Raw genomic sequence first — 26,987 nt, 5'->3', positions numbered from 1 at the left:
GCGCTCCTACAACCGCTCGGCTCGGGAAAAACCCCACACGAAAATTCGCAGTGCCGGAGCCGCGGTTTTCCCCTATAAATGACGCTGCAATGCGGCTTGCCGCTATACGCGCGCGTATGCTCCAATGCCGCGATCGTACGATGCGTCGCCGTTGCGACTGTCACCACTGGAGTCCATTCCATCCATGAGCACCGAGCGTCCGTGGCTTGAACACTATCCCGAAGGCGTACCGGCGGATGTCGACGTCGGCGCGTTCCGCTCCGTCGCCGCGCTTTGCGAAGACTCCTTCGCCAAGTTTGCCGACCGCCCCGCCTTCCGCAACTTCGGCCACACCCTGACCTATCGCCAGGTGGACGAACTCTCGAAGGCCTTCGCCGCCTTCCTGTCCGGCGAACTGGGCATGCGCAAGGGCGATCGCCTCGCGATCATGCTGCCGAACCTGCTGCAGTACCCCATCGCGCTGTTCGGCGCCCTGCGTCTCGGCCTCACTGTGGTCAACACCAATCCGCTGTACACCGCGCGCGAACTGCACCACCAGCTCGAAGACTCCGGCGCCAAGGCGCTGCTCGTGCTCGACAACTTCGCCCACACCGCCCAGCAAGCGCTGGACGGCACCAAGGTGCAGCACGTCATCACCACCGCCGTGGGCGACATGATCGGCTTCCCCAAGGGCGCCATCATCAACTTCGTGGTGAAGAACATCCGCAAGGAAGTTCCGGCGTTCAACATCCCCAAGGCGATCCGCTTCAAGGATGCCCTGGAGCGCGGCCGCAAGCATGCGCTGCCGAAGGTCGAGGTCAATCCTGAGGATCTGGCTTTCCTCCAGTACACCGGTGGCACCACCGGCGTGGCCAAGGGCGCGATGCTCACCCACGCGAACATGGTCGCCAACATGCTGCAGACCCGCCCGTGGGTGGCGCACCATGCCACGCCGGGCGAAGAGACCGTCATCACAGCGCTGCCGCTGTACCACATCTTCTCGCTCACGGTGAACGGCCTCATCTTCACCAGCCTCGGCGGCCTCAACGTGCTGATCACCAATCCGCGCGACATGCCCGGCTTCGTGAAGGAACTGCGCAAGACCAGCTTCACCGCCATCACCGGCGTCAACACGCTGTTCAACGGCCTGCTCAACACGCCGGGCTTCGACCAGGTCGACTTCTCGCGCCTGCACCTGGCGATGGCCGGCGGCATGGCGCTGCAGCGTGCCGTGGCCGAACGTTGGAAGAAAGTCACCGGCCGCGCGATCATCGAAGGCTACGGCCTGACCGAAACCTCGCCGGTCGCTTTCGCCAACCGCGTGGACGTCACCGAATATACGGGTGCCATCGGCTATCCCATTCCGAACACCTACGCCGAAATTCGCGACGACGAGGGCCACCCGCTGCCGCTCGGCGAGGCGGGCGAACTGTGCATCCGCGGCCCGCAGGTGATGAAGGGCTACTGGGCGCAGCCGGAGGAAACTGCCAAGGTGCTGTCCGCCGATGGCTGGCTGCGCACGGGCGACATCGCGAAGATGGACGACAAGGGCCAGGCCTATATCGTCGACCGCAAGAAGGACATGATCCTCGTCTCGGGCTTCAACGTGTATCCGAACGAGATCGAGGACACCGTGATGCATCATCCGGGTGTTGCCGAAGTGGCGGCCGTCGGCATCGACGACGAGCATTCGGGCGAGATCGTCAAGATCTACGTGGTACGCAAGGACCCTTCCCTCACCGAGGAAGCCCTGCGCGAGTACTGCCGCGAGAACCTTACGGGCTACAAGCGCCCGAAGCAGATCGAGTTCCGTGATTCACTGCCCAAGAGCAACGTGGGCAAGATTCTCCGCCGCGAACTGCGCGACGAGGAACGCCGGAAGAAGGCCGCCAAGGCCTAAGCACCGCTGTAGGAGCGCGCTTGCGCGCGATGCCAGGCCGCGATGCGCCTGGTATCGCGCGAGATCGCAAGCACCCATCGCGCGCAAGCGCGCTCCTACAGGGTTAGGTCAATCCTGGTGCCAGGCCTCTAGGGTGTCGGCGTAGCCGCCCAGCAGCTCCCACAGCGGGGCCTGCTTGTCCTCGGGAATGAGGGAATACTTCAGCCCGATCTGGCGGGCGGAGGCACGAGCGACCTCGGCCTCCATGTTGATGTGCAAGTCGTGCGCGAACACGATGTCGAGCACCCAGACCTGGCCCACGACGCCACTCCAGCGCTGCGGCCGCTTCAGCAGCACACCTGTGGCGGAGATATCGATCAGATCGGTGGAGAAGGCTTCGTGCCCGCGGCTCATGAGGACGGCCGCCGGTACCTTCATGCGCGCGTGGCGTTCGTGCGCCTGTGCGCCAGCCTTGTCAGGAGCCATCAGTTCTTCCACCCATCCCGGTGCCTTGCCATTGTCAGTCGCGATCGGCATGACCGCACCTCGCAAAACTTACGTTCCGTGTCACTTATCGACACATTAGCGCAGTCCGGGGTTCCGTTCACCGTCTTTCGCGTCACTCCTTACCGCGCGTTTTCAGTACGCCCGCCCGGACCAGCGCACCGGCGCCGAAGCGCTCGTTGATCCGGTCCTGGACGCCGTCGGAGCGTTTTTGCACGGCCGGGGCGGCAAACATGTCCTGCTGCTCGTCACCGTGCCGGGCATCGAACCCCGACAGCCCCACCCCGAGGAGGCGAAGCCTCGGTCGCGGATGCTGGTTCCACCAGACCTGAAGCAAGCGACGTGCCACGGCATAGATCTCCGGCGTGGCGTTGCCGGGAACGGGCAATTGCGCCTGGCGGCTATGGGTAACGAAGGGCGGTTCGCGCAGCTTCACGGATACCGTGCGTCCCTCCAGGCCCCGGGCACGCGCCCTGGCCCCGACCCGTTCGCACTGGCGAAGCAGCCAGGCCTCCGCGATAGACAGCGCATCGAGATCGATTTCGAAGGTCCATTCGGCGCTGATCGAGACCTCGGCCGCGTCGGCCACCACCGGCCGGGTATCCTCGCCCCGGCACAGCGCCCGCAGCTGCGCACCGTGGCGTGGACCCACCGCCTTGTGAAGGCGCCAGTCGTCGGCCCGCAGGAGGTCGCCGATGGTACGGATACCGACCTGTTGCAGGGCCTCCTCGGCCACCTTGCCCACCGTCCACATGCGGCCGATCGGCAGGGGGTCCAGGTAACCCCGGATCTCGTCCGGGTGGATCGACAGGAATCCGTCGGGCTTGGACAGCTCGCTGGCCAGCTTGGCCAGCAACTTGTTGTGCGCCATGCCTACGGAGGCATTCAGGCCGGTCCTGGCCTTGATGTCGTCCTTGATCCGCCGGCCGATCGCGTCGATCGACGAGAAAAGGCGCAGGCTGGCCGTGACGTCAAGAAATGCCTCATCCAGCGACAGCCCTTCGATCGTGGGCGTGAACTGGCCGAATACCTCGAAGACGATGTCCGAAATGGCCTGGTAGCGGGCATGACGAGGGAAGATGTACACGCCCTGGGGACAGCGCCGACGGGCCTCGGCGGTGGGCATCGCCGAACGGACCCCGTACTTCCGGGCCTCGTAGTTGGCCGTCGAAACGACGCCGCGGCGGCCCAATCCGGCCACGATGACCGGTTTTCCCTTGAGCGACGGGTCGTCCAGTTCCTCCACCGACGCGTAGAACGCGTCCATGTCGACGTGGATAATGGCGCGCTGGACCGGCTGCATGGTTCCTATTGTGCCGGATCGACAGGGCGCCCGGCGGTGCCCCCGCTGGACTTGGCCGCCCGCAGGCGATACCCTGTCTCTCCATCGGGTGTATTTATTGCGGGCGTCTCGCCCTCGTCGGCTGTCAGGATGCCGCCGGCCGTAGTCCACCCCCGACGTTCCTTCAGAGGTAGTGACCCTTTCCAGGGTGTCCAACGGTGATGCCTTTCGCTCGTCGGCGACGATGCGGGGCGTGCCGGACGACTGGCGGTAATCCGCCGGACGGCATCGATGGTTGCTTGCGTTCCCGGTCGCTCATGCGGCCCTTCTGACGTGTGCCGATGACTAACGAGACAACCGAAGTCCAGGTGGTCGAAACAACCCGTGACGCCTTCGCCGGCGTTCCGCAGCAACAGGAAATGCCCCTGGCGCTCGTGCGCGGGCAACCGGTGCTGCAGATGCCGCAGGACCTGTACATCCCGCCGGACGCGCTGGAAGTCATCCTGGAGTCGTTCGAAGGTCCGCTCGACCTGCTGCTTTACCTGATCCGCCGGCAGAACCTCGACATCCTCGATATCCCGGTCGCCGAGATCACCCGGCAGTACATGGACTACATCGGGATGATGCGCGAGGTGATGCGACTGGAGCTCGCGGCGGAATACCTGCTGATGGCCGCGATCCTCGCGGAGATCAAATCCAGGTTGCTGCTGCCGCGACCACCCGCGGAAGAAGGCGTCGAGGAGGATCCCCGCGCCGAGCTGGTGCGACGCCTGCAGGAGTACGAACGTTTCAAGAGGGCCGCGCAGGACATCGACGAACTGCCGCGCTTGGAACGCGATACCACCGTGGTGCACGCCTTCGTCGGCGAACACACCGTGGTTCGGGTCCCGCCCCCGCTGGAACTCAGGGAGTTGCTGCTCGCGCTCAAGGACGTGCTCAATCGCGCCGAACTGTTCACGCACCATGCAATCCAGCGCGAACCGCTCAGCGTCCGCCAGCGCATGGGCGAAGTGCTCGGCTCGCTGGGAGGCGGCGCGTTCCACCGGTTCGAAACGCTGTTCGACATCAGCGAAGGCCGGCTCGGCGTGGTGGTGACCTTCCTCGCCATGCTTGAGCTTGCGAAGGAAATGCTCGTCGAGATCGTCCAGGAAGAAGCCCTGGGGCCGATCTACCTGAGGACGAAGGTGCAGACGGAGGACGAGCACGCCGAAGCGCTCACCTGAAGGCCCCCACGGGCCAGACTTCGAATCCGCCGCTCCACGGCGCGTTCGCGAAACCCCACCCGCGCCACGGCGCGGTACACCGAAGGCCTATGCAACCGGAACAACTCAAACCCATCGTGGAAGCGGCGCTGCTGGCGTCGACCCAGCCGATGACGATTCCGCAGCTGAAGGCGATCTTCGGCGAGGATGAGGAGATCGGCACCGACGAACTCACGGCGACGCTCCAGGCGCTGGCGTCGGATTGCGAAGGACGCGGCGTCGAACTGCTGGAGGTCGCCTCCGGCTGGCGCTACCAGGTACGTCGCGAGGTCCATGGCTGGGTCTCCCGGATGTGGGCCGAGAAGCCGAGCCGCTACTCGCGCGCCCTGCTCGAAACGCTCGCACTGATCGCCTACCGGCAGCCGATCACCCGCCCCGAGATCGAACAGATCCGCGGCGTGGTCGTCTCCTCGAACATCATCAAGACCATGGAAGAACGCGAGTGGATCCGCGTGGTCGGCTACCGTGACGTCCCGGGCCGCCCTGCCCTGTTCGGCACTACCCGCACCTTCCTCGACTACTTCAACCTCAAGTCGCTGGACGCGCTGCCACCGCTGTCCGAGATTCGCGACCTCGAGGAGTTCAATCCGCAGATGCGCCTCGATGGCGACGCGGAACCGCCCCCGGCCCGCGTGGCGATGCCCGACGAGGCCGAAGGCGACACAGCCCCATCCCCTGCCGAGGCCGACCAGGCCCCGGTCCCACACTCCGGTGAAGCCGACCGCGTCGATGACGCCGAGGCCGAAGCCACGAACGAACAGCCTGCCGGCGACGACGTCGCCGCGGCATCCCCCACTGCCGACGAGGCAGAGAACCCCGCAAGCGCCGACGACCAAGACGACGACGGCGCCGAGAAAGACATCGAGGAGTCACGCGCATGAATGCGCCCCAGCGATCCCTGCTTACCCTCAAGCGCGGCGGCAGCCGCCCTGAAGAAACCACCCAGCTCGAAGAGCGCCTGCACAAGGTGCTCGCCAACGCCGGTCTCGGCTCGCGCCGGATGCTCGAACAGCGCATCCAGGCCGGCGAGGTCGAGGTCAACGGCAACGTCGCCACCATCGGCGAGAGCGTCCACGCGGGCGACCGCGTCGCGCTCGACGGCAAGCAGTTCATCGTCGCCACCGATACCCGCAGCGACGCCGAAGTGCTGGTCTACCACAAGCCCGAAGGCGTGGTGACCACCCGCGACGACACCGAAGGCCGTCCCACCGTGTTCGAACAGCTGCCGCGCCTGAAGGGTGCGCGCTGGGTCGCCGTGGGTCGCCTCGACATCAACACCACCGGCCTGCTCCTGCTCACCACCGACGGCGAGCTCGCCAACGCGCTGATGCACCCGAAGAGCGGTCTCGAGCGCGAGTACCTCTGCCGCGTCCATGGCGAAGTGCCCGACGAGATCATCGAGCGCCTCAAGGCCGGCGTGGAACTGGAAGACGGCCCGGCACGCTTCGACGAGATCGGCGTCATCAGCCGCGGCGGTAGCCACAGCTGGTTCCGCGTCACCATCCGCGAGGGCCGCAACCGCGAAGTCCGTTGCCTGTGGGATTCCCAGGGCTTCCTCGTCAGCCGCCTGAAGCGCATCCGCTACGGCAGCGTCGAGCTGCCCCGCGCCCTGCGTCGCGGCGACTGCGAGTCGCTGGACGAGGCCGCCATCAAGGAACTGCGTGAGCGTTCCGGCCTGGGCGCCCCCGATCCGGTGCTGACCCTCAACGCCGTGGTGCACCAGCGCCGCGCACCGCGCAACGTCACCGAATACCGCCCGGACAAGGGTGGCAGCACCGGTGGCTGGAGCTCGGCCAAGCATGACGAGGCCCGCGAACTCACCGCCTTCGACCGCATCCGCGACGACAATCCGCGCGGTGGCAAGGGTGGACGTGGCGGTGCCGGCGGCAACGCGGGCGGTCGCCGTCGCGAAGTGAACGGCAACGTCGCTCGTCCGGAGCGTCCGGCCGGTGGTCAGCGCAAGTCGTCGCGCCGCGTGGCTCCCGGTCAGGAACTGCCGGCCCTGCGCACCTGGTTTGCCGGCGACAGCCGCACTGGTGGCGGCAATGCCAATGGCAACGTGGCGGGTAACCCGGGTGGCGGCAATCGCGGCCCCCGTGGCGGCCAGGGCGGTGGTGGCAACCGCGCCCAAGGCGGCGGCATGGGCCAGGGTGGCCCGGGCCGCTCCGGCGGCAACCGTGCGTCGGGTGGTAACGCTCGTGGTCCTGGTGGCGGTAATAGCCGCGGTCCCGGTGGTGGTAACTCCCGGGGTCCCGGCGGCGGCAACAGCCGTGGCCCGTCCGGCGGTGGCAATCGCGGCGGTCGCCCGGGTGGCGGCGGTAACCGTGGCGGTCGTCCCGGTGGCGGTGGCGGTGGCAATCGTGGCGGCAACTTCTGAGCATGCTCACGATCTGGCATAACCCGCGCTGTTCCAAGTCGCGGGAGACCCTGGCCCTTCTTCAAGAGAAGGGTCTCGAGCCAACGATCGTGGAATACCTGAAGACGCCGCCTTCGGCGGCGCAGATCGATGCCGTGCTCAAGGGGCTCGGCATCGAACCCCGCGACCTGATGCGCAAAGGCGAGGCGGAGTACGCCGATGTCCCTGCGGATGCGTCGCGCCAGCAACTGATCGAGGCGATGGTCGCCACGCCGAAGCTCATCGAGCGTCCCGTGGTAATCCACGGGAAGAAGGTGGCGATCGGTCGTCCGCCCGAAGCGGTACTGGCGATTATCTAAATCTGTTGTAGGAGCGCGCTTGCGCGCGATCGCGCGCAAGCGCGCTCCTACAGATCAGCGATGACGCGAGGCGAGCTTCTGCACCACCCGCTCGAACCCAAGCCCACGCGCTCGCAACACCACCATCAGGTGGAACACCAGGTCAGCCGCCTCGCCAAGCAGGGCCTCGTCGTCCTCGGCCACTGCGGCCAGCGCGGTCTCGACGCCCTCCTCGCCCACCTTCTGCGCGATGCGACGAATACCGCCGTCAAACAGTTTCGTGGTGTAGCTTCCCTCCGGTCGATCCGCATGGCGTGACGCCACCAGCGCGTCGAGCTCTGCCAGGAAACCCAGCGCGGGAGCCACGTCGTTACCGAAGCAACTCGTCGTGCCGGTGTGACACGTCGGGCCGGCCGGAAGCGCCTTGACCAGGAAGGTGTCCGCGTCGCAATCGATCGTCAGCTCGACCAGCTTTAGCACGTCGCCGGAGGTCTCGCCCTTCGTCCACAGCCGCTGCTTGCTGCGGCTGAAGAAAGTGACCAAGCCGCTGTCACGGGTCTTCGCCAGCGCTGCCTCGTCCATATAGCCCAGCATCAGCACTTCGCCCGTAAGCGCATGCTGCACGATCGCCGGCAGCAGGCCATCGCCCTTGGCGAAATCGGGAAGCTTGTCGTTCATGCACGCACCTCGATGCCCCGCGCGCGCAGTTCGCGCTTCAGGACGGGAATGGCGATCTCGCCGGAATGGAACACACTGGCCGCGAGGGCCGCATCGACATCGGCTTCGCGGAAAACCTCGAAGAAATGGTGCGAAGTGCCCGCGCCGCCCGAAGCGACCAGCGGCACCCGGCAGCGCTGGCGTGCTTCGCGAAGCTGTTCGATGTCGTAGCCGCGACGCACGCCATCGGTACCCATGCAGTTGAGCACGATCTCGCCCGCGCCCAAGGCCTGCACCTCGTCGATCCAATCGAGCGTGCGCTTGCGCAGCGCCTTCGTCTTCGACGGATCGCCGGTGTACTGGCGCACGCGCCATTCGCCATCGTCGTCGCGCAAGCTGTCGATGCCCACCACCACGCACTGCACGCCGAAGGCATCGGCGATCTCGCCGACCAGTGCGGGTCGCTCCAATGCGGGCGAATTGATGGAGACCTTGTCGGCGCCGGCATGAAGCACCTCGCGCGCGTCTCCCACGCTGCGTATGCCACCCGCAACACAGAACGGGATATCGATCTCGCGGGCGACGCGCTCCACCCAGTCACGATCCACGCGACGCCCTTCTGGGCTGGCCGTGATGTCATAGAACACGAGTTCGTCGGCGCCTTCGTCGCGGTAGCGAAGCGCCAGCTCGACGATGCCACCGACCACCACGTGATCGCGGAAACGCACGCCTTTCACCACTTGCCCGTCGCGAACGTCCAGGCAAGGCACGATGCGCCGGTTCAGCATGTGGCACCCGCCTTCGCGGCCACGTCGAACGCTTCTTCGAGAGTGAATTCGCCTTGCAGCAAGGCACGACCCAGAATCACGCCGGACACACCTTGCAGGGTCAGCGCCACCACGTCGTCGAGCGAACGCACGCCGCCCGACGCCTGCACCTCCAAAGTGGGCGCGAGCCCGGCGAGGTGACGATAGAGCGCCCGGTTCGGCCCCGTCATCGTGCCGTCGCGGTCGATATCGGTGCATAGCAGGTGCTTCGCACCGGCCCGGGCGTAGAACGGCACCAGGTCGTCCAGCGTGCGCGCCTCGTCGGCCGTCCAGCCGGCGCTCGGCAGTTTCCATTCGCCATCGCGGAAGCGGGTGTCCAGCGCGAGGACGATCCGCTCGGCGCCATGCGTCGCCAGCCAGCCGGCGACGGTCTCGGGTTCGCGGATGGCGATGCTGCCCACGACCACGCGGGAGACGCCCGCGTCGAGCAGGCGCTTCACGCCATCCTCGTCGCGCACGCCACCGCCTGCCTGCACGTGCAGGCGCCCCGCAGCGGCGATGGCTGTCAATGTAGGCAGGTTCTCGAAGTGTCCGGAGCGCGCGCCGTCAAGGTCCACGACGTGCAGCCACGAGGCGCCTGCGTCCGCGTAGCGGCCGGCGAGCACCAGGGGATCCACGTCGAACGTGGTCTGCTGCGCGTAGTCACCCTTGTACAGGCGCACCACCTTGCCGTCGCGCAGATCGATGGCAGGAATCGGGAGAGTCATAAAGAAAGGAAATTCCGCAGGAGTCGGGCACCCACGCCGGCCGAACGCTCAGGGTGGAACTGCATGCCCATGAAATTGCCGGAGGCGACCATCGCGGAGAACAGTACACCGTGGTCGCTGGACGCCAGCGTGTAGTCGCCGCTGGGCACCATGTAGCTGTGGACGAAGTACGCGGTGTCGCCCTCGTCCAATCCTGTCGTGAGCGGGTGCTCCCGTTCGCGGCTTAGACCGTTCCAGCCCATGTGCGGCACGCGAAGGCCCGGCATGTCGTCGAAACGACGGACCGTCGCGGGAACGACACCGAGGCATTCGGTATCGCCCTCTTCCGAACGCTCGCATAGCAACTGCATGCCGAGGCACACGCCGAGCACCGGCTGGGTAAGGCCGCGCAGCACGTCCACGAGACCCGCCTCGCGCAGTCGACGCATGCCCGGCGCGGCAGCGCCGACACCGGGCAAAATCACGTGCGTCGCGGCGCGGATGCGCGCGGCATCCGAGGTCAGCTCCGCGTCGGTGCCGAGCCGCTGCAACGCGTAACGTACCGAGCCGATATTGGTGCCGCCGGCGTCGACGAGGACCACCCGCATCACAGGCTCCCCTTCGTGCTCGGCAGCTCGGCACCTTCGCGACGGATCGCCTGGCGCAAGGTACGGGCGACGACCTTGAAGCAGCCTTCCACCATGTGGTGGGCGTTCTCACCCTCCACCGTCAGGTGCAGGTTCGCGCCCAACGTTTCGCAGAGGGAACGGAAGAAATGCGGCACCAGTTCGGTGGGCACGTCACCCACGCGGTCGCGCGGGAACGTGCCGGAGAAGACGAAGTAAGGCCGTCCCGACAGGTCCAGTTCGGCGCGTGCGGCGCTCTCGTCCATCGGCAGCGCGAACCCGTAGCGACCAATGCCTCGCTTATCGCCCAGCGCCTGGCGCAGAGCCTGGCCGAGCGCCAGCGCCGAGTCCTCGATGGTGTGGTGCTCGTCCACCTGCGTGTCGCCATCGCAGCGCAGGGTCAGCGCGAAGCCGCCGTGCTTGCCAATCTGTTCGAGCATGTGGTCGAAGAAGCCGAGGCCCGTGTGGATGGACGGCTCGGCCACACGATCGAGGTTCACCGAGACGCGGATGGAGGTTTCCTTGGTCCGCCGGATCACCTCGGCCACGCGCGGCGCGTCGAGTAGTTCGTGCGCCACCGTCGCCCAATCCATGCCCTCGGGTCCGACGCGGAAACCACGCACGCCCATGTTCGCGGCGAATTGCAGGTCGGTCTCGCGATCGCCCACCATCGCCGACTGCGCACGGCTCCAGCCGTCGTCGGCAAGCCAGTGGCGCGCCAGGCCGGTGCCCGGCTTGCGGGTGTCGCGGTTCTCGTGCGGAAAACTGCGGTCGATCAGCTGTTCGCGGAAGACGATGCCCTGGGATGACAGGATGCGCAGCATGAGGTCATGCGGGCCGTCGAAGGTATCCTGCGGGAACGACGACGTGCCCAGGCCGTCCTGGTTGGTCACCATCACCAGTTCGTAGCCTGCCGCGACGCAACGCTGCAAGGCAGCGACGACGCCTGGCATCAGGGCGAGTTTTTCGTAGCTGTCGATCTGCTGGTCGGCCGGCTCCTCGATGAGGCAACCGTCGCGATCGACGAATAGGATCTTGCGGCTCATGCGGCGTCTCCCGCACGAAGCACCGCGAGTACGCGGTCGTTCTCATTGCCCGTGCCGACGGTGATGCGCAACGCGTCGCCCAGGCCCGGATAACGCGTGATGTCGCGCACCACGATGCCGGCGGTCAGCAGGTGGCGGTAGGTTCCCGCCGGATCGTCGAAGCGCACGGCGATGAAGTTGGCATGCGACGGAAGTACCTCGCTCACACCCGGTACGGTCGCGAGGGCCTTGGTCATGCGGGTGCGCTCGGCGAGCGTTTCCGTGACATGGTGGCGCTGCACGCGACGCCCTTCGTAGGACAACGCGGCAAGCGCCGCTTCCACGCAGGGCGAAGGCAAGGGATATGGCGGGATGATCCGGCGCAACAACCCGATCACTTCCTCCCTGGCCATGACGGTACCGACGCGCGCGCCGGCCAGCGCCCAGGCCTTGGACAGCGTGCGCAATACGGCGACGTTGTCGAATTCATCGAGCAGGTTCGCCGCGCTCGGCGCACCACTGAATTCCGCATAGGCCTCATCGACCACCAGCACCGCGCGCCCCGCCAATGCGGTGGCGAGGCGACGCAGCGTCGCCAGCTCCACGAGGTTGCCGGTTGGATTGTTGGGCGAACATACGAAGACCAGGCGGGTACGCTCCGTAACATCCGCCAGCAAGCGGTCGACATCCAGCCCGCCGGAGGCCCCGAGCGGCGACTCGATCACCGCGGCATCCTGGATGCGCGCGCAGATGGCGTACATGCCGAAGGTCGGTGGCGAGATCAGTACGGCATCACGCCCGGCTCGGCAGAAGGCGCGGACCAGCAGGTCAATCGCTTCGTCGCTGCCACGCGTGACCAACAGTTCCGATGGAGCGCGGCCATATAGCTCGGCCAGGGCCTCGACGAGGCCACGCGGCTGCGGATCGGGATAGCGATTCAGGCCTTCACCACCCGGAATATCCGCCGGACGGGAGGATTCGTTGGCGTTCAGCAGCACCGTGCCGCCGGATGCTTCCATGCGGGCGCTGGAATACGGTGCGAGGGCGCGGATTTCCTCACGAGCGAGATCGAGGACGCTCATGCGACGGCATCCATCGCCGCGAGACGCAGCGTCACGGCACGACGGTGGGCCTCCAGTTGCTCGGCCTCGGCCAGCGTCGCGGCGCAGGGACCGATGTTGCGCAGCCCCTCGGCACTCACTTCCTGCACGGTGACCTGCTTCTGGAAACTGGCCACGGAAACGCCGCTGTAGCTGCGCGCATAACCATAGGTGGGCAGCACGTGGTTGCTGCCGCTGCAATAGTCGCCCACCGACTCGGGCGTCCATTCGCCGAGAAAGACCGAGCCCGCCGACTCGACGTCGTCGAGCAAGGCACGCGGATCGGCCGTCTGGATGATCAGGTGTTCCGGCGCGTAGCGGTTGCTGACTTCTACCGCCTCGGCAAGATCGCGTACCTGCACGAGCCGGCTTTCGCCGAGCGCCTTCGCGGCCACCTCGGCACGCGGCAGTTCGCGACGCTGCCGCTCCACCTCGTCGGCGACACGATCGAGCAGATCGCTGGACGGACTGACCAGCAGCACCTGCGAATCCGGGCCGTGTTCCGCCTGCGAGAGCAGGTCGGCGGCGACGAAGCGAGGGTCGGCGGCGCCATCGGCGATCACCAGCACTTCGGACGGCCCGGCCGGCATATCGATGGCGGCGCCCGCCGGGTCGCCGGCCACCTGCAACTTCGCCTCGGTGACCCAGGCGTTGCCGGGACCGAACAGCTTGTCGCAACGAGGAACGCTGTCGGTGCCGTACGCCATCGCAGCGATCGCCTGCGCGCCACCGAGCTTGAAGACGCGATGCACGCCCGTGACCTTGGCGGCAAATAGCACGGCGTCGTCGCAGCGACCGTTCGCCTGCACCGGCGTGCACAGCACCACCTCGCGGCATCCGGCGATGGCGGCCGGTACGCCGAGCATGATCGCCGTGGACGGTAGCGGCGCACCGCCCGCCGGCACATAAAGACCCACGCGGCGGATGGGACGCAACACGCGCTCTACGCGCACACCGGGCGCGGTGTCGACCGCCACCGGCATCGGCTGTGCCGCGCGGTGGAAAGTGTCGATACGCGCCGCCGCCTCGCGGACGGCCGCCTTGAGTTCCGGCGCGAGGCGCGCTTCCGCGGCGGTGAACTCTTCGTCGCTCACCGCGAGTTCGTCGAGCGACGTACCGTCATAGCGCTGGGTGAACTCACGCAAGGCGGCGTCGCCGCGCGCGCGAACGTCAGCGACGATCGCCTCGACACCCTCGCGGAGTTGGGTCGCCCGCGATTGGGCCGGTCGCGCCAGGGCCGCTTCGCGGCCGGCATAATCCAGCGTGTTCCAGTCGATCCGTTTCATGCCAGCATCTTCTCCACCGGCAGCACCAGCATGTCGCGGGCACCGGCACGTTTCATGTCTTCGAGCTGCCGCCAGCTCACCGAACCGGCGCACAGCGCCTGCACCACCACCTGGTCGGGGGCACCATCCACAGCTGTCAGGGTCGGCACAGGCAGGCCCGGCAACAGGCTGGTGATCTCGGCTAGCGCATCGCGCGGTGCCTGCAGGAGGATCAAGCGCGAGTCACGCACCTGGATCACGCCGTCGAGTCGGCGCAGCAGCAGCTCGGCGATTTCGCCGCGCTCATCCGTCGGCAGTTCGCTGCGACCGGCCAGCACGGCCTCGCTTTCCACGAGAATGGCAGTTTCGCGCAGCTGATTCGCCACGAGCGTGGCACCGCTGGAGACGAGATCGCAGATCGCATCGGCGGTGCCCAGGCGCGGGGCGATTTCCACCGAACCGGCGAGATAAACCACCTTCGCGCCCACCCCGTTGCTACGCAGCCATTCGCCGAGCAGGCCCGGATAGGAGGTGGCGATGCGCTGGCCGTTCAACTGGCTCGGGCTGTCGTAGGCCTCGTCCTGGGGCAGCGCGATGGACAGCCGGCAGCGACCGAACCCGAGCGGGCGCAGTTCGTCGAGCGCCACGCCCTCCTCCGGGTGCGAGTACTGGTACTCGCGGAGCACGTTGCGGCCCACGATGCCCATGTCGCACACGCCCTCGGCGATCAGGCCGGGAATGTCGTCGTCGCGGACCAGGAGCAGGTCCACCGGTTCGCCTTCACCGAAGCAGAACAGCTTGTCGCGGCTCTGGCGGAATTTCAGCCCGCAGCGGGCGAGCAGTTCCTGAGCGGGGTCGGTCAACCGCCCCGACTTCTGCATGGCGATACGCAAACGGTCGCGCGGCTTCATGCGTCGCCTCCAAGGTTGCGGCGGGCGGCGGCGGCCATGTAGCCGCCGTTGCCCTGGTTGAGGTAACGGGCCACGCGGCCGATCGTGGTGATGCTCACCGCCGTCCGCTCGTGGATCTCCCGGTAGGACCGCCCCTCCAGCAGGTGAGGCACGACACGCCAGCGATCGACCATCACCTCGATCTCGGCCGGGGTGCAGAGGTCGTGGAGGAACGCCCGCATCTCCTCCACGGAGGACAGGCCCAGCAAGGCCTCGCAGAGGCTGGTTTCAGCCGAGTCGGACGGGGTTTCGGGATCGAGGGATCGACGCTTCATAATGTACTAACGCGTTAATACGATAACTCATCGTAACGCGGACAACCGAGCCGTGGCAAGCACCGACATGCGATTGCGCTTTTCTTCCATATCCGAGGCGGCGGGGGCTCGCCACCATGGCGGGAATATCGCTCAGGGAGCCCCTTTTCATGTCCAGCACCGTGATCATCGCGGACGACCACCCCGTCGTCGTGGCCGGCGTCGAGGCCATCCTCACGTCCCACCGCTACGTCGTGACCGCTCGCGCCTACGACACCGACGCCCTTCTCCGGGTGGTGACCGACGCCCCCTGCGACGTCGTCGTGACGGATTTCTCCATGCCCGAGGGTAGCCACCCCGATGGCATGCCCATGATCCGGCGCATCCGCAGCCTGCGGCCCGATGTCGGCGTCGTGGTACTCACCATGCTCAACAATCCGGCCATCCTGCGCACTCTGCTCGACATGGGCGTGGCGGCCATCTTCGACAAGCGGACCAACCTGAGGGACATCCCCGTGGCGGTGCACGCCGCGGACGTGGGGCGCTCCTATCTCAGCCCCGCCGTGCGCCGCCTGTTCCACGAGGCCGATTGCGCGGACCAGCGCGACGACCTGGAGGCACGGCTGTCCCCACGCGAAGTGGAGGTGCTTCGCGCGTTCGCGCAGGGCTTTTCGCTATTGGATATCGCGGCCGCCATGGGCCGCAGCTTCAAGACGATCAGCCGGCAGAAACGCTCGGCCATGGGCAAGCTGGGCATCTCCAACGATGCCCAGCTCTACCAGTTCCTGGCCGGCGTACCCGGCCGGCTCGGCATCCGGACGCCCCTGGTCGAGGCGACCGTCGGGGCGTACATGCCGTCCTGACGATCGTCAGGCGACCAGCTTTCCGGAGGCCACCAGCTCGCAGACGAGGCGAACATCGCCATCCATCGCGCGATCGCGCTGCATGAAGGCCACATGCTCTCGCAACGCGACCAGCGCCTTGCGCACCGCGTGACCGGCATGGAAGTCGTCCGCACTGGCAAGGGCCTGCATCAGGGCGCGCACTTCTTCCTCGAAGCGGGCGTAATGCGGCGAATCGCTGCGCGGCGCACCGGAGATCTTCGCGGCCAGCGCCTGCCAGTCGCCCCGATGGGCGAGCGTGCGGGCGGCGTTGAGCATGTCCTGACGGTATTCCAACGCCTGGGCCGCGGTGTACAGCTCCATGGCCAGCACGTGACCCAGGTCCTCGGTCATTTCGAGAACATGGCGGGCCTCGTTGGCACCCATGGACACATGGTCTTCGGCATTGGCGCTGGTCGGCACCGAGTACACGGAGGCCGGATGCGCACGGGTGGCGAGGTCGTTCACCAGCGCGGCGGCGGTGTACTGGACGATCATGAAGCCGGAGTCGGTCGCATCCTCATTGCCGATGAGGAAGGCCGGCAGGCCATCGTTGTTGGCCGGATCCACCAGCTTGGCCGTGCGACGCTCCGAGATGGACGCCAGCACCGGGATCGCCGCCTTCACGTAGCTCATGGCGAGCGCGAGCGGCATGCCGTGGAAGTGGCCGGCCGAGATCACCTGGTCCTCGATCACCTCGGCGTTCTCGGCATCCGGGAACACCAGCGGGTTGTCGGTGACCGCATTCAGCTCGATGTCGTACACGCGGCAGGCTTGTTCCCAGGCGTCGCGCACCGCGCCATGCACCTGCGGGGCGCAGCGCAGGCAGTAGGCGTCCTGCGGCTGGTGCTTCTTGCCGCCCTTGAACGGCAGGAAGCGCGCATAGAACGCTTCCTTGCCATGACGCTGGGTGGCCGGAACCCAATCCCAGCCGATATCGAAACGATGGGCCTGGTCCGCCGGCTCCGACCACGAATCGGACAGCCAGGAACGGAAGCGCGGCACCAGGTGGTAGGCGATATCGGCGAGCGTGGAGCCCTCGAGCAGGCCGCGGATGTTGCGTGCGGCCTCGACCTGACCCGGATGCGGGCGCAGGCCGTGCACTTCTTCCGCGTAGGCGCCGGTACGGCCGGCGAACGCGTCCAGGGTCATCGCCGCCGCGAGATCGGCCGTGCGAATCAGCATGCCCATGGTGTCCAGGGCCAGCACACCGGTCGCGAGCATCTGGGTGGTGCCGTTGTTGAGGGCCAGACCCTCCTTGAACGACAGGCGCACGGGCTCAAGGCCGGCCTTGGCCAGCGCCTGGGCGCCGGTCATGCGCTCGCCGTGATAGAAGGCTTCGCCACCACCCAGCAGCACGATGGCCAGATGGGACAGCGGCGCGAGATCGCCACTGGCGCCCACCGAGCCCTTCTCGGGGATCACGGGGATGACATCGCGATTGAGCAGTTCGGCCAGCGCCCGCAGGGTTTCCACGCGGATACCCGAATGACCGCGCATCAACGTGTTGACGCGGATCGCCAGCATCGCGCGGACCACGTCCACGCCGAACGGCTTACCCACGCAGACCGCGTGGGTGATGATGAGGTTTCGCTGAAGTTCTTCGAGCAGCGTGCCCTCGGTGGCCTCCGGGTTGCCGCCCGGCAGCTCGTCGCGCACGCGATGCGCGCCGAGCAGCTTGTCGGCATTGCTGCCGAAGCCCGTGGTCACACCGTAGATCGGCTCGCCGCCACCCACCTTCTCGGCAAGGAAGTCCGCCGCGCGCTTGACCTTGATCAGCTGCGCGTCGTCGAGCCGGATCGAAGCGCCCTGGCGGGCGATGGCGACAACCTGGGCGCGCGTGAGGCTACGACCGTCGAGGAGGATGCTGTTCGTCATGGAGAATCCCGTGGGGAATGGGGGCGAAAGGGAAAGTCAGCGACCGACTTCGGCCTGGGCCAGTTCGACGCGGAGCGTCTTCACCAGATCGGCGCGCGACACCTCGAACTGGTCCTCGCGGCGCAGGTCCTTGACCGTGACCACGCCCTTGGCAACCTCGTCCTCGCCAATGACGACGACGAAACGGATGCCGGCGCGGTCGGCGTACTTGAACTGCTTGCCCAGCTTGCCGCTTTCCATCACCACTTCGGTGGCGATGCCGGCGCCGCGCAAGTCGCTGGCGACGGCTAGGTAAGTCGGCAGAAGGGCCGGATCCATCTGCGTCACCAGTACTTCGACCGTGCTCTGCGCCGTGGAGATCAGACCGGCGTCGCGCAGCTGCCAATACAGGCGGGTGAGGCCGATGGAGATGCCCACGCCCGGCAGGTGCGACTTGGTGTACTGGCCGGCGAGATTTTCGTAGCGACCGCCGGAGCAGATGGAACCGATGCTCGGATGATCGTTGAGCGTGGTCTCGTAAACCGTGCCCGTGTAGTAGTCGAGGCCGCGCGCGATGGACAGGTTGAGCGCGAAGTGGGTTTCCGGCACGCCGAAATCACGGATCAGCGCCAGCACTTCCTTCAGCTCCGCCCTGCCCTGCTCGAAAACCTCTGAACCGCTGCCGAGCGCATCGAGCTTGGCGAAGGCGTCGTCGACGGAGGTGGAACGCACCTGCACGAACTCGAGGATTTTCGCCGCCGCCTCGGCCGAGAGACCAAAGGCCTCGCCCGTGAGCGTGTCACGCACGTAGTCGGCCCCGCGCTTGTCGAGCTTGTCGACCTCGCGCAGCACCAGCATCTGCCGCTCCGGATCGGTCACGCCGAGGTTCTCGAAGTAACCACGCATCAGCTTGCGGTTGTTGAGCTGGATGGTGAAGGCACCAATGTCCAGCTCGCGGAACACGCTGTAGATCACCGCCGGGATTTCGGCGTCGTAACGCACCGAGAGCGAGTCCTTGCCGATGACGTCGATGTCGCACTGATAGAACTCGCGGAAACGACCGCGCTGCGCACGCTCGCCACGATAGACGCGCTGCATCTGGTAGCGACGGAACGGGAAACTGAGATCGTGTTCGTGTTCGGCGACGTAACGCGCCAGGGGCACCGTGAGGTCGAAACGCAGCGCCAGTTCGGGCACGCCGTTCTTCGTTTCCGCATTGAGCGAACCGGTGGACTGCACGAAGTAGACCTGGCGTTCGGTCTCGCCACCCGTCTTGGTCAGCAACACGTCGCTATGCTCGATCACCGGCGTCTCGACCGGCAGGAAGCCGAATCGCTCGTAGTTGCGGCGGATCGTGTCCAGCATGCGCTGGAAGGCGATCTGGTCGAGCGGAAGAAGCTCGAGGACACCAGGCATGGTGCGGGCCGGGGTGAGTGCCATGCAATTCCTCTTCGGACAGGCTGTACGGGAGCCGCCAGGCGGCAGCCCGTTAGAGTAACAGATGGCGTCCGGGCGCTCTGGCGGCCTCGCGTAAAAAAGATGCGAAGACCTGTTGCCAACCACCCACATCATGGCTAATATACGCGGCTCCCGTCGGGGTGTAGCTCAGCCTGGTAGAGCGCTACGTTCGGGACGTAGAAGTCGCAGGTTCGAATCCTGTCTCCCCGACCAATGAATCAACGAAAACACCGGCCACTGGCCGGTGTTTTTGTATGTGCGTCCGGCATCGTCGCGCTCAGTAGGCCGCGACGAAAACCTCCACCACGACTCCCATCGCCTCGCGCCAGCGACGCTCCAGCTGCGGCGTCAGTTGCTCGTCGCGTTCGCTCACCGCGAGCATCAGGCTTTCCAGCCAATGCTGGTGGAACACAGGCGACACCGGTGCCCTGCCCGTTCGCGCATGCACGCGCACCATCTCTTCCATCGGGCGTTTCGCCATGCCATCGCCCGCTGCCCAGCAGATGGCCAGACTGATGCCTCGACGCAGGGCCATATGCTGCTTCTGGAAATCGGTGCGCTCGAAGAGCGGCGGAATGGCCGGATCGCGCGCCAGGAGGATTTCGTAGAAGCGCTCGATGAAACCGCGCGAACGAAGACAGCGGCCATAGCTGGCCTGGAGATCGTCGTATCCCGTCGACATGGGTGGTGCCCGCCAGAAAACGACCAGACTAGGACGATTGACGCGCGGCACCCCTGACCGAAATCAATTTCCATGCACGTGCCAAAAGCACGAACGCAGAAAAGCAAAACGCCCCACAAGGGGGCGCTTTGCTTGAACTGGCGGAGAGTGAGGGATTCGAACCCTCGATAAGGCTTTTGACCCTATACTCCCTTAGCAGGGGAGCCCCTTCGGCCTCTCGGGCAACTCTCCGGATTGTTTCGCCGATCCAACCGACTCAACGAGCCAGCAAGGATACTTGGCCTTGCCCGGCTCGTAAAGCCTTATTGGTCGTTACCGGAATGGTCCCCGGTGTCGCCTTCGTTCTTGATGCGCTGGTAAATCTCTTCGCGGTGAACCGCAACATTCTTCGGCGCATTGATACCGATGCGGACCTGGTTACCCTTCACACCCAGGACGGTGACGGTCACCTCGTCGCCGATCATCAGGGTTTCACCGACCCGGCGGGTCAGAATCAGCATGATTGATACTCCATAAAATCAGGTATTGGCTTCCCCACCAACGACAACTCACCCCGAGTGCTTGTCGCCGATGGATCGACGTTTCGACCATCGAAGGCCGAACCGCCTTCCCCGGCTTATAAGTTGTGTTTGTCGCTGACCAGCTGTCCTGCCTGTCGACCCTTTGCCGGATCGATGCCGAAGGATGCTCTCGACATTCGGCTGATACTAGCTGAGCCGAAGCGGCTGGCGCAACGCACGCGACCGTGATGACCGGTGCCGGTCGTCACATGGACAACCAGCGTCCGACGGGGTTCACGATTCAGCGAAGCTTGCCCTCCACCCAAGCCGGAATGGCGCCCAGGATGCCCGGGAGGGCCGGGGCGTCCAAGCCGCCGCCCTGGGCCATGTCCGGGCGGCCGCCGCCCTTGCCGTCAATCTTGGAGGCCACCTCGGCGACCAGGTCGCCAGCCTTGATCCGCCCCAAGGCCGAACCACCGACACCGGCCACCAGCGAGACACGACCATCGGCCGCGCCAGCGAGGATCACGGCGCAATCGCCGAGCTGCTGCTTGAGCGCGTCGAGGCTGTCGCGCAACGACTTGGCGTCGAGCCCTTCCAGGCGCGCGGCGACCACCTTGATACCGGCCACGTCGACGGCCGAAGTCGCGAGATCGGCGGACGCCGAACTGGCCGCCTTGGCCTTGAAGGATTCGATCTCGCGCTCGAGCTTCTTCTGCCGATCGAACAGCTGGCGAAGCTTCTCGACCACTTCGTCGCCAGTGGCCGCGAGCAAGCCGGACACTTCGTTGAGGATGCGCTCTTCATCGGCCACGCGTGCCATCGCACCCGCACCAGTGACCGCTTCGATACGGCGCACGCCGGCAGCGACGCCCGACTCCGAAACAATTTTGAACAGGCCGATGTCGCCCGTGCGCGACACGTGCGTACCGCCGCACAATTCGGTGGAGAAGTCGCCCATCTTCAGCACGCGCACTTCCGAACCGTACTTTTCGCCGAACAGCGCAATCGCACCGAATTCGATCGCGTCGTCGTAGCCCATGTTGTGAATTTCCGCCTGATCGTTACGACGGATCTCATCGTTGACCATGCGCTCGATCTGCGCGAGCTCTTCGGCCGACAAGGCCTTGAAGTGCGAAAAATCGAAACGCAGGCGCTCAGGCGCCACCAGCGAGCCCTTCTGGGCGACATGCTCGCCGAGCACCGTACGCAGCGCGGCATGAAGCAGGTGCGTCGCCGAATGGTTCAGCACAGTGGACTGGCGCTGTGCGGCATCCACCGACGCGGTGACGATGTCACCCTTCTTCAGCGCGGCGGAACCCTGCCAGGCACCGAAGTGCGCGAAGAACACGCCACCGACCTTCTGGGTGTCCTGCACGGCCAGCGCGCCCGACGGGTTACGGAGCATGCCCGTATCGCCAACCTGTCCACCCGACTCCGCATAGAACGGCGTGCGATCAAGCAGAAGGAAACCTTCCTCGCCATCGGCAAGGCTATCCACCGCCTTGCCCTCGCGCACGATCGCGACAACGCGTGCATCGGCGAGGTCCAGCGCGTCGTAACCGGTGAAAATGGTGGGTGCGAGCACGCTCGCCACCTCGGCGGGCAACTGCGCCTTGGTGGCAAAATTGCTGGCGGCGCGCGCACGGGCACGCTGCTCGCCCATCGACTGCTCGAAGCCCGCCATGTCGACCGTCATGCCACGCTCGTGGGCGATGTCGGCAGTGAGGTCCACGGGAAAGCCGTAGGTGTCGTAGAGACGGAACGCATCGGCACCGGGAATGACCTGCCCCGACTTCGAGGCGATATCGTCGAACAGGCGCATACCGTGCTCCAGCGTCTCGCCGAAACGCTCTTCTTCCGTCTTGAGCGCCTGCTCAACGAGGGCACGCTTGGCGACCAGTTCCGGATAGGCCTCGCCCATCTCCTCGACAAGCGGCGCCACCATTTTCCAGAAGAAATCGCCACGCACGCCGAGCATCCAGCCATGGCGCAGCGCGCGACGGATGATGCGACGGAGCACATAGCCACGCCCTTCATTGGACGGCAGCACGCCGTCGACGATGAGGAAGGACGTCGCACGGATGTGGTCGGCAATGACGCGCAGCGACTTGTTGGACAGGTCGGGCGTGCCGGTCAGGCGCGAGGCCTCGCCAATGAGGTGCGCGAACAGGTCGATCTCGTAGTTGGAATGCACGTGCTGCAGCACAGCGGCCAGGCGCTCCAGGCCCATGCCCGTGTCGACGCACGGCGCCGGCAGCGGCGAGAGCGTGCCGTCGGGCGCGCGATCGAACTGCATGAACACGAGGTTCCAGATCTCGATGTAGCGATCGCCGTCTTCGTCCGGCGAGCCCGGGGGACCGCCAGCCACGTCCGCGCCGTGGTCGTAGAAGATTTCCGTGCAGGGACCGCACGGACCGGTATCGGCCATCTGCCAGAAATTGTCGGAGGCGAACGGGGCGCCCTTGTTATCGCCAATGCGGATGATGCGCTCGGCCGGGACACCGACCTGCTTGTTCCAGATGTCGAAGGCCTCGTCGTCCGTGTGGTACACGGTGACCCAGAGGCGCTCCGAGGGCAGCTTGTAGACCTTGGTGAGCAGTTCCCAGGCGTAGGCGATGGCATCGCGCTTGAAGTAGTCGCCGAACGACCAGTTGCCCAGCATCTCGAAGAAGGTGTGGTGGCGGGCGGTGTAGCCCACCTGGTCGAGATCGTTGTGCTTGCCGCCCGCCCGCAGGCAGCGCTGCACGTCGGCGGCGCGGACGTAACCTGGCTTTTCGCTGCCCAGGAACACGTTCTTGAACGGGACCATGCCCGAGTTCGTGAACAGCAGCGTGGGGTCGTTCGATGGCACCAGCGATGCCGACGGCACGATGGTGTGGTCCTTGGAACGGAAGAATTCGAGGAAGGTCGAACGAATGTCGGCGGTTTTCATGAGCGATCGTGGCTGGCAGCTGCGTGTCACGGAGACGCTCCGGCCGGAATCAAGGCTCGTTGCCTTCAGTCGTCGTCGGGGTCTTCCGCATCGGCGTGGGTAAGAACACGTACTGTGGCGGCCGCGAAGCCTCGACGCAAGAGGAATTGCGCCCGACGGGCCCGCTCGGACAGGTCGGAGGTGCCCGCGCCGTAGCGTCGGCGAAGCTGGTCGGCAGCCAGTTCCTGCCAATCCACGTCCGCGTTTTCCAGTAATTCGCGGACCTCCCGGTCGGCGATGCCCTGGCTGCGCAATTCGGCCCGGATGCGGGCCGGCCCGTAGCCCTGCCCCACCCGACTCCTCAGCAGGGACTCCGCGAAACGACTGTCGTCCTGGTAGCCCTGACCCTCGAGCTTCTCCACGGTGTCAGTGCTTTCGTCACGCGCAAAACCGCCCCGCTCCAGCTTCTGCCGGAGTTCGCGGCGGGAGTGTTCACGGCGGGCCAACAGGCCCAGCGCCTTGTCGTAGGCGCTGCGGGAGGGGCGATCGGCCTTGCCGGCATCGCCCGCCCCGCCGTTACGGTCAGGCTTCCTCGGCCTCATCCTGCTCGGTGTCGTTCGAGGCGTTGTTGCCGTTACCAGGCTTCACGAGCAGGCGAGCGCGCAACTCGGCATCGACTTCGTTGGCGATGGCCGGGTTGTCGCGAAGGAACTGGCGAACGTTTTCCTTGCCCTGGCCGATGCGGTCACCCTTGTAGCTGTACCAGGCGCCCGACTTGTCGATGAGGTTCTCCCGCACGCCCAGTTCGATGATCTCGCCTTCGCGCGAGGTGCCCTCGCCATAGAGGATCTCGAACTCGGTCTGGCGGAACGGCGGCGCCACCTTGTTCTTGACGACCTTCACGCGAGTTTCGGAACCGATGACCTCTTCACCCTTCTTCACCGCGCCAATGCGGCGGATATCCAGGCGCACCGAGGCGTAGAACTTCAGCGCGTTGCCGCCGGTGGTGGTTTCCGGGCTGCCGAACATCACGCCGATCTTCATGCGGATCTGGTTGATGAAGATGACCAGGCAGTTCGACTTCTTGATGTTGGCCGTGAGCTTGCGCAGGGCCTGGCTCATCAGGCGGGCATGCAGGCCTACGTGCGAGTCGCCCATTTCACCCTCGATTTCCGCCTTGGGCGTCAGGGCGGCGACCGAGTCGACCACCACCATGTCGACTGCGCCGGAGCGCACGAGCATGTCGGCGATTTCCAGGGCCTGCTCACCGGTGTCCGGCTGGCTGACCAGCAGGTCGGCGACGTTCACGCCCAGCTTTTCGGCGTACGAAGGATCCAGCGCGTGCTCGGCGTCGACGAACGCGGCCGTGCCACCCGAACGCTGGCAGGAGGCGATGGCCTGCAGGGTGAGCGTGGTCTTGCCGGACGATTCCGGGCCGTAGATCTCGACGATACGGCCGCGCGGCAGGCCGCCGATGCCAAGGGCGATATCGAGGCCGAGCGAGCCGGTGGAGACGGTGTCGATCTGGTCGTCCACGCGGTCGCCGAGGCGCATGACGGCGCCCTTACCGAACTGCTTCTCGATCTGGCCAAGGGCACTGGCCAGCGCCTTGCGCTTGTTGTCGTCCATCGTGGTTCCGGTCTCGTCTAGTAGTGTTGGTATGTTGCCCGACCGTGGTCTCAGGGACTGCGATCCGCAATCCCCAAGTGTGCCATAGCGGTCAAGCCTTCTTCAGTTCCTCGACCATTCCAGCAAGCGCGGCGGCCACGGTCTGCCGCCGCACCGCCTCGCGGTCGCCCGCGAAATGGTGAAGGGTGGCGTGGGCATAGCCCCCGCGGCGCTTCCAGCCGATCCAGACCGTACCCACGGGCTTGTCCGTCGTGCCGCCCGACGGCCCGGCAATGCCGGTCACCGCCACGGCCACACCCGCGCCATACCGGGCCACCGCGCCCGAGACCATCTCCAGCACGGTCTCCTCGCTTACCGCGCCGGTGCGCTCCAGGGTTCGGGGATTCACGCCGAGCAGCGATTCCTTGGCGCTATAGCTATAGGTAACGACGCCGGCCTCGAACCAGGCCGAGCTGCCCGCCAGGTCAGTCAGCGACTTGGCGATCCAGCCGCCCGTGCAGGACTCCGCCGTGGCGACCATCACCCGGTGCTCCAGGGCAGCCCGAGCCACCTCCTCGGCAAGGCTCATGAGCTCGGAATCGGACGGGGCGAGCGTAGCGGACATGAATTGGCACCTTCGAATGCAAAGCGGAATCGGCACGTTCTACACCCCTCCAAGGGGGTGCGCCAAGCCGATATGCGGCCCCTCCCTGCCCATTCCAGTGCCGCCGCGCCAAGCAGCCCTATCCATCTCCAGGGGTATCCTCGCCGGGACGGTTCCGGCCACATCCTCCGACGATCGTCGTGACGCGGCCTACACGCGCCGCCCTGTTTCATTCACGCAACAGGGGGAACACGGTCACAGACCGCCAAAGGGCGACACCGACTAACGCAACCATGCCGTGACGGCCAGACTTACCTGGACACGTTACGAAAGCCATGCGCAAGCGTATGTTCGGCACCCGAAAAATCCCCCTCGAACAGGAGGGATTTCTATCATGGAACACGCGGGACGCCACGCATCGATCTACTGGGCAACGCTGCGCAGGCACCGCGCAAAAAGGCGTTTAGACGTCTATTTGAACATCCATGGCGATGCTGCTGAACACCGGGTGGATACGCGGTCGGCGAGGCAATGCTCATCGCAGCGCGTGCCCTATCCGTCGTCTATCGCGGCACTGTCATCGTGGGAAAACGCGACTGTCAAAGTTCCGTCTTTCGACAGGTGGTCCAATGTGCAAGCGTTTGCTGTCATATAAATGACGAGGCATGTTTCACGTCTTTATTCTGTGAAATCAATCACGAACATGGAAAATTTCCGCTCTAGCCAAATCATGAATGATGAGTTATTTTTTTGGCGCGGATTGAGTCCGCTGGGGGAATTGCGCCACCGATCGTCGGGTTTTTCGACGAGCCACTGTCCTCGACAGGCCGGCTCCCCGGATCGGCGGCCCCTCCGATGACACCAAGTGGAGAAGAGCGACCAGGGTCGCCAGGAGTTGGAAGTTGTATGGATAGCAAGCGGATGGGACGGGTCATGGTGGCCCGTGAACATCATCGAAGGGCCGCGCCCTGCCTGACCGCAGGCGCGTGCCCGTTTTATGTTTTCGACAGCGTTCGCTGCGCGCCCATTCGCGTGCGTGAACGTTTTCGTGCCGGATAGCAGTCGAGCCGTACCGGGTGGAAACCGGTGTCCGTCGATGGACCGACGCCGCAACCCGTAATCAGAAAGACCTTGTCTTTCAGCGAATTACGAGCCAAAAGTGAAAACAAACCTTCCTGCCCTGCGCAAAATTGGCACTGCCTTGGTGCTATGCCTCGCTCTTGTCGGTTGCGGAACGCCGCCTGCCAAGGATTTCGGTGGTTCGTGGAAACCGGTGAACCGGTATGACGACAAGGCCACGGAGATTCCGCTGGCCGTCCCGTACAGCTACTACGCCGCCCCCATGGACGGCACGCTCAAGGTCATGTGATCTTGCCCCCGTTTCACGGACACCCCTATAAGCGATTAACTATCGCAATAGGAGGTGGACGATGACCAAGAGCAAGGCAGGCAGAAAGGGGCAGGAGTTCAGCCTGGAGTTCAGGCAGCAGGCA

Annotated in this window: 25 protein-coding genes, 2 tRNA genes and 1 pseudogene; 8 read left to right on the top strand and 20 right to left on the bottom strand. The window is 65.7% G+C overall.

What is annotated here, in order from left to right:
* Nucleotides 1-184 precede the first annotated feature (184 nt).
* Nucleotides 185-1,879 carry an AMP-binding protein gene (locus GAK28_RS10765; protein WP_291778432.1) on the top strand — a complete coding sequence of 565 codons (1,695 nt, stop codon included), beginning with the start codon at nt 185-187 and terminating at the stop codon, nt 1,877-1,879.
* Between the two features lie 108 nt (nt 1,880-1,987).
* On the opposite strand, the gene GAK28_RS10760 is transcribed toward GAK28_RS10765, so the two are convergent.
* Both GAK28_RS10760 and dinB read right to left on the bottom strand, forming a co-directional pair.
* Nucleotides 1,988-2,395, bottom strand: coding sequence for a PilZ domain-containing protein (locus tag GAK28_RS10760; protein WP_291778429.1), 408 nt, complete (start codon nt 2,393-2,395; stop codon nt 1,988-1,990).
* 82 nt (nt 2,396-2,477) lie between these two features.
* Entirely contained in the window at nt 2,478-3,665 is a 1,188-nt protein-coding gene (gene dinB / locus GAK28_RS10755; RefSeq protein WP_291778427.1) for a DNA polymerase IV, read from the bottom strand.
* A 398-nt stretch (nt 3,666-4,063) separates the two neighbouring features.
* Between dinB and GAK28_RS10750 the strand changes: the two genes are divergently transcribed.
* The 4 genes from GAK28_RS10750 (at nt 4,064) to arsC (ending at nt 7,621) form a co-directional block, all read left to right on the top strand.
* Nucleotides 4,064-4,867, top strand: a complete 804-nt coding sequence (locus GAK28_RS10750; RefSeq protein ID WP_291778732.1) for a ScpA family protein — start codon at nt 4,064-4,066, stop codon at nt 4,865-4,867.
* 89 nt (nt 4,868-4,956) lie between these two features.
* Entirely contained in the window at nt 4,957-5,787 is an 831-nt protein-coding gene (gene scpB, locus GAK28_RS10745) for an SMC-Scp complex subunit ScpB (RefSeq protein WP_291778425.1), read from the top strand.
* Nucleotides 5,784-7,283, top strand: a complete 1,500-nt coding sequence (locus GAK28_RS10740) for a pseudouridine synthase (RefSeq protein ID WP_291778422.1) — start codon at nt 5,784-5,786, stop codon at nt 7,281-7,283. Before scpB ends, GAK28_RS10740 begins: the two co-directional genes overlap by 4 nt.
* A 2-nt stretch (nt 7,284-7,285) precedes the next feature.
* Entirely contained in the window at nt 7,286-7,621 is a 336-nt protein-coding gene (gene arsC, locus GAK28_RS10735; RefSeq protein ID WP_291778419.1) for an arsenate reductase (glutaredoxin), read from the top strand.
* Between the two features lie 54 nt (nt 7,622-7,675).
* On the opposite strand, the gene hisIE is transcribed toward arsC, so the two are convergent.
* From hisIE to GAK28_RS10690, 9 genes are read right to left on the bottom strand one after another with little or no spacing between them, the layout of a single operon-like run.
* A complete protein-coding gene (gene hisIE / locus GAK28_RS10730) occupies nt 7,676-8,278 on the bottom strand; it encodes a bifunctional phosphoribosyl-AMP cyclohydrolase/phosphoribosyl-ATP diphosphatase HisIE (RefSeq protein WP_291778417.1) in 603 nt (200 codons plus the stop codon).
* Nucleotides 8,275-9,045, bottom strand: a complete 771-nt coding sequence (gene hisF / locus GAK28_RS10725; protein ID WP_291778414.1) for an imidazole glycerol phosphate synthase subunit HisF — start codon at nt 9,043-9,045, stop codon at nt 8,275-8,277. Before hisF ends, hisIE begins: the two co-directional genes overlap by 4 nt.
* The gene (hisA, locus tag GAK28_RS10720) at nt 9,039-9,791 is read right to left on the bottom strand and encodes a 1-(5-phosphoribosyl)-5-[(5-phosphoribosylamino)methylideneamino]imidazole-4-carboxamide isomerase (RefSeq protein ID WP_291778411.1); all 753 of its coding nucleotides are present in this window, start codon (nt 9,789-9,791) and stop codon (nt 9,039-9,041) included. Before hisA ends, hisF begins: the two co-directional genes overlap by 7 nt.
* Nucleotides 9,788-10,378: an imidazole glycerol phosphate synthase subunit HisH gene (hisH, locus tag GAK28_RS10715; protein WP_291778408.1), complete on the bottom strand. Its 591-nt coding sequence runs from the start codon at nt 10,376-10,378 to the stop codon at nt 9,788-9,790. The genes hisA and hisH overlap by 4 nt, the downstream gene beginning before the upstream one ends.
* Nucleotides 10,378-11,442 (bottom strand): bifunctional histidinol-phosphatase/imidazoleglycerol-phosphate dehydratase HisB, encoded by a 1,065-nt coding sequence (hisB, locus tag GAK28_RS10710; RefSeq protein WP_291778404.1) that lies wholly within the window; start codon nt 11,440-11,442, stop codon nt 10,378-10,380. The genes hisH and hisB overlap by 1 nt, the downstream gene beginning before the upstream one ends.
* Nucleotides 11,439-12,503: a histidinol-phosphate transaminase gene (gene hisC, locus GAK28_RS10705; RefSeq protein ID WP_291778402.1), complete on the bottom strand. Its 1,065-nt coding sequence runs from the start codon at nt 12,501-12,503 to the stop codon at nt 11,439-11,441. The genes hisB and hisC overlap by 4 nt, the downstream gene beginning before the upstream one ends.
* On the bottom strand, nt 12,500-13,807 hold the full coding sequence (hisD, locus tag GAK28_RS10700) for a histidinol dehydrogenase (protein ID WP_291778399.1): 1,308 nt from the start codon (nt 13,805-13,807) through the stop codon (nt 12,500-12,502). The genes hisC and hisD overlap by 4 nt, the downstream gene beginning before the upstream one ends.
* Nucleotides 13,804-14,697 (bottom strand): ATP phosphoribosyltransferase, encoded by an 894-nt coding sequence (hisG, locus tag GAK28_RS10695; RefSeq protein ID WP_291778397.1) that lies wholly within the window; start codon nt 14,695-14,697, stop codon nt 13,804-13,806. Before hisG ends, hisD begins: the two co-directional genes overlap by 4 nt.
* The gene (locus GAK28_RS10690; RefSeq protein WP_291778395.1) at nt 14,694-15,011 is read right to left on the bottom strand and encodes a YerC/YecD family TrpR-related protein; all 318 of its coding nucleotides are present in this window, start codon (nt 15,009-15,011) and stop codon (nt 14,694-14,696) included. The genes hisG and GAK28_RS10690 overlap by 4 nt, the downstream gene beginning before the upstream one ends.
* A gap of 149 nt (nt 15,012-15,160) precedes the next feature.
* On the opposite strand from GAK28_RS10690, the gene GAK28_RS10685 reads away from it, so the two are divergent.
* On the top strand, nt 15,161-15,853 hold the full coding sequence (locus tag GAK28_RS10685) for a response regulator (RefSeq protein ID WP_291778392.1): 693 nt from the start codon (nt 15,161-15,163) through the stop codon (nt 15,851-15,853).
* A 6-nt stretch (nt 15,854-15,859) separates the two neighbouring features.
* Here the strand turns inward: GAK28_RS10685 and GAK28_RS10680 are convergent, their stop codons facing one another.
* Both GAK28_RS10680 and hisS read right to left on the bottom strand, forming a co-directional pair.
* The gene (locus GAK28_RS10680) at nt 15,860-17,749 is read right to left on the bottom strand and encodes an aromatic amino acid lyase (protein WP_291778389.1); all 1,890 of its coding nucleotides are present in this window, start codon (nt 17,747-17,749) and stop codon (nt 15,860-15,862) included.
* Between the two features lie 36 nt (nt 17,750-17,785).
* Nucleotides 17,786-19,168 carry a histidine--tRNA ligase gene (hisS, locus tag GAK28_RS10675; protein WP_291778387.1) on the bottom strand — a complete coding sequence of 461 codons (1,383 nt, stop codon included), beginning with the start codon at nt 19,166-19,168 and terminating at the stop codon, nt 17,786-17,788.
* 154 nt (nt 19,169-19,322) lie between these two features.
* Between hisS and GAK28_RS10670 the strand changes: the two genes are divergently transcribed.
* Nucleotides 19,323-19,399 (top strand) — tRNA-Pro (locus tag GAK28_RS10670).
* Nucleotides 19,400-19,463: 64 nt separating this feature from the next.
* Here GAK28_RS10670 and GAK28_RS10665 read toward each other — a convergent pair.
* The 7 genes from GAK28_RS10665 to GAK28_RS10635 all read right to left on the bottom strand — a co-directional run bounded on the left by GAK28_RS10665 (nt 19,464) and on the right by GAK28_RS10635 (nt 25,515).
* The gene (locus GAK28_RS10665) at nt 19,464-19,868 is read right to left on the bottom strand and encodes a globin (protein ID WP_291778384.1); all 405 of its coding nucleotides are present in this window, start codon (nt 19,866-19,868) and stop codon (nt 19,464-19,466) included.
* Between the two features lie 138 nt (nt 19,869-20,006).
* Nucleotides 20,007-20,099 (bottom strand) — tRNA-Ser (locus tag GAK28_RS10660).
* Between the two features lie 71 nt (nt 20,100-20,170).
* Nucleotides 20,171-20,368, bottom strand: a complete 198-nt coding sequence (csrA, locus tag GAK28_RS10655; protein WP_166947260.1) for a carbon storage regulator CsrA — start codon at nt 20,366-20,368, stop codon at nt 20,171-20,173.
* A gap of 301 nt (nt 20,369-20,669) precedes the next feature.
* Nucleotides 20,670-23,303 (bottom strand): alanine--tRNA ligase, encoded by a 2,634-nt coding sequence (gene alaS / locus GAK28_RS10650; RefSeq protein WP_291778377.1) that lies wholly within the window; start codon nt 23,301-23,303, stop codon nt 20,670-20,672.
* 65 nt (nt 23,304-23,368) lie between these two features.
* Nucleotides 23,369-23,884, bottom strand: coding sequence for a regulatory protein RecX (locus GAK28_RS10645; protein ID WP_291778375.1), 516 nt, complete (start codon nt 23,882-23,884; stop codon nt 23,369-23,371).
* Entirely contained in the window at nt 23,865-24,911 is a 1,047-nt protein-coding gene (gene recA, locus GAK28_RS10640; RefSeq protein ID WP_291778372.1) for a recombinase RecA, read from the bottom strand. Before recA ends, GAK28_RS10645 begins: the two co-directional genes overlap by 20 nt.
* 91 nt (nt 24,912-25,002) lie before the next feature.
* Nucleotides 25,003-25,515, bottom strand: coding sequence for a CinA family protein (locus GAK28_RS10635; RefSeq protein ID WP_291778369.1), 513 nt, complete (start codon nt 25,513-25,515; stop codon nt 25,003-25,005).
* 1,159 nt (nt 25,516-26,674) lie between these two features.
* On the opposite strand from GAK28_RS10635, the pseudogene GAK28_RS10630 reads away from it, so the two are divergent.
* Nucleotides 26,675-26,860: pseudogene (locus GAK28_RS10630) on the top strand (hypothetical protein); the annotation flags it as partial.
* Nucleotides 26,861-26,987: the final 127 nt, after the last annotated feature.

It is taken from the genome of Luteibacter sp., from assembly GCF_009912395.1.
Lineage (GTDB): Bacteria > Pseudomonadota > Gammaproteobacteria > Xanthomonadales > Rhodanobacteraceae > Luteibacter.
The sequence above is the reverse complement of the archived record's forward strand: the minus strand, read 5'-3'. Positions and strand labels throughout refer to the sequence as shown.

Coding starts and splice junctions, on each gene's coding strand:
- csrA (WP_166947260.1), bottom strand. CDS start 20,368: ATGCTGATTCTGACCCGCCGGGTCGGTGAAACCCTGATGATCGGCGAC.
- recA (WP_291778372.1), bottom strand. CDS start 24,911: ATGGACGACAACAAGCGCAAGGCGCTGGCCAGTGCCCTTGGCCAGATC.
- scpB (WP_291778425.1), top strand. CDS start 4,957: ATGCAACCGGAACAACTCAAACCCATCGTGGAAGCGGCGCTGCTGGCG.
- hisS (WP_291778387.1), bottom strand. CDS start 19,168: ATGGCACTCACCCCGGCCCGCACCATGCCTGGTGTCCTCGAGCTTCTT.
- GAK28_RS10750 (WP_291778732.1), top strand. CDS start 4,064: ATGCCCCTGGCGCTCGTGCGCGGGCAACCGGTGCTGCAGATGCCGCAG.
- GAK28_RS10685 (WP_291778392.1), top strand. CDS start 15,161: ATGTCCAGCACCGTGATCATCGCGGACGACCACCCCGTCGTCGTGGCC.
- hisD (WP_291778399.1), bottom strand. CDS start 13,807: ATGAAACGGATCGACTGGAACACGCTGGATTATGCCGGCCGCGAAGCG.
- GAK28_RS10635 (WP_291778369.1), bottom strand. CDS start 25,515: ATGTCCGCTACGCTCGCCCCGTCCGATTCCGAGCTCATGAGCCTTGCC.
- GAK28_RS10690 (WP_291778395.1), bottom strand. CDS start 15,011: ATGAAGCGTCGATCCCTCGATCCCGAAACCCCGTCCGACTCGGCTGAA.
- GAK28_RS10680 (WP_291778389.1), bottom strand. CDS start 17,749: ATGACGAACAGCATCCTCCTCGACGGTCGTAGCCTCACGCGCGCCCAG.
- GAK28_RS10765 (WP_291778432.1), top strand. CDS start 185: ATGAGCACCGAGCGTCCGTGGCTTGAACACTATCCCGAAGGCGTACCG.
- GAK28_RS10645 (WP_291778375.1), bottom strand. CDS start 23,884: ATGAGGCCGAGGAAGCCTGACCGTAACGGCGGGGCGGGCGATGCCGGC.
- GAK28_RS10760 (WP_291778429.1), bottom strand. CDS start 2,395: ATGCCGATCGCGACTGACAATGGCAAGGCACCGGGATGGGTGGAAGAA.
- hisH (WP_291778408.1), bottom strand. CDS start 10,378: ATGCGGGTGGTCCTCGTCGACGCCGGCGGCACCAATATCGGCTCGGTA.
- alaS (WP_291778377.1), bottom strand. CDS start 23,303: ATGAAAACCGCCGACATTCGTTCGACCTTCCTCGAATTCTTCCGTTCC.
- hisF (WP_291778414.1), bottom strand. CDS start 9,045: ATGCTGAACCGGCGCATCGTGCCTTGCCTGGACGTTCGCGACGGGCAA.
- hisIE (WP_291778417.1), bottom strand. CDS start 8,278: ATGAACGACAAGCTTCCCGATTTCGCCAAGGGCGATGGCCTGCTGCCG.
- dinB (WP_291778427.1), bottom strand. CDS start 3,665: ATGCAGCCGGTCCAGCGCGCCATTATCCACGTCGACATGGACGCGTTC.
- GAK28_RS10740 (WP_291778422.1), top strand. CDS start 5,784: ATGAATGCGCCCCAGCGATCCCTGCTTACCCTCAAGCGCGGCGGCAGC.
- hisC (WP_291778402.1), bottom strand. CDS start 12,503: ATGAGCGTCCTCGATCTCGCTCGTGAGGAAATCCGCGCCCTCGCACCG.
- hisB (WP_291778404.1), bottom strand. CDS start 11,442: ATGAGCCGCAAGATCCTATTCGTCGATCGCGACGGTTGCCTCATCGAG.
- hisG (WP_291778397.1), bottom strand. CDS start 14,697: ATGAAGCCGCGCGACCGTTTGCGTATCGCCATGCAGAAGTCGGGGCGG.
- GAK28_RS10665 (WP_291778384.1), bottom strand. CDS start 19,868: ATGTCGACGGGATACGACGATCTCCAGGCCAGCTATGGCCGCTGTCTT.
- arsC (WP_291778419.1), top strand. CDS start 7,286: ATGCTCACGATCTGGCATAACCCGCGCTGTTCCAAGTCGCGGGAGACC.
- hisA (WP_291778411.1), bottom strand. CDS start 9,791: ATGACTCTCCCGATTCCTGCCATCGATCTGCGCGACGGCAAGGTGGTG.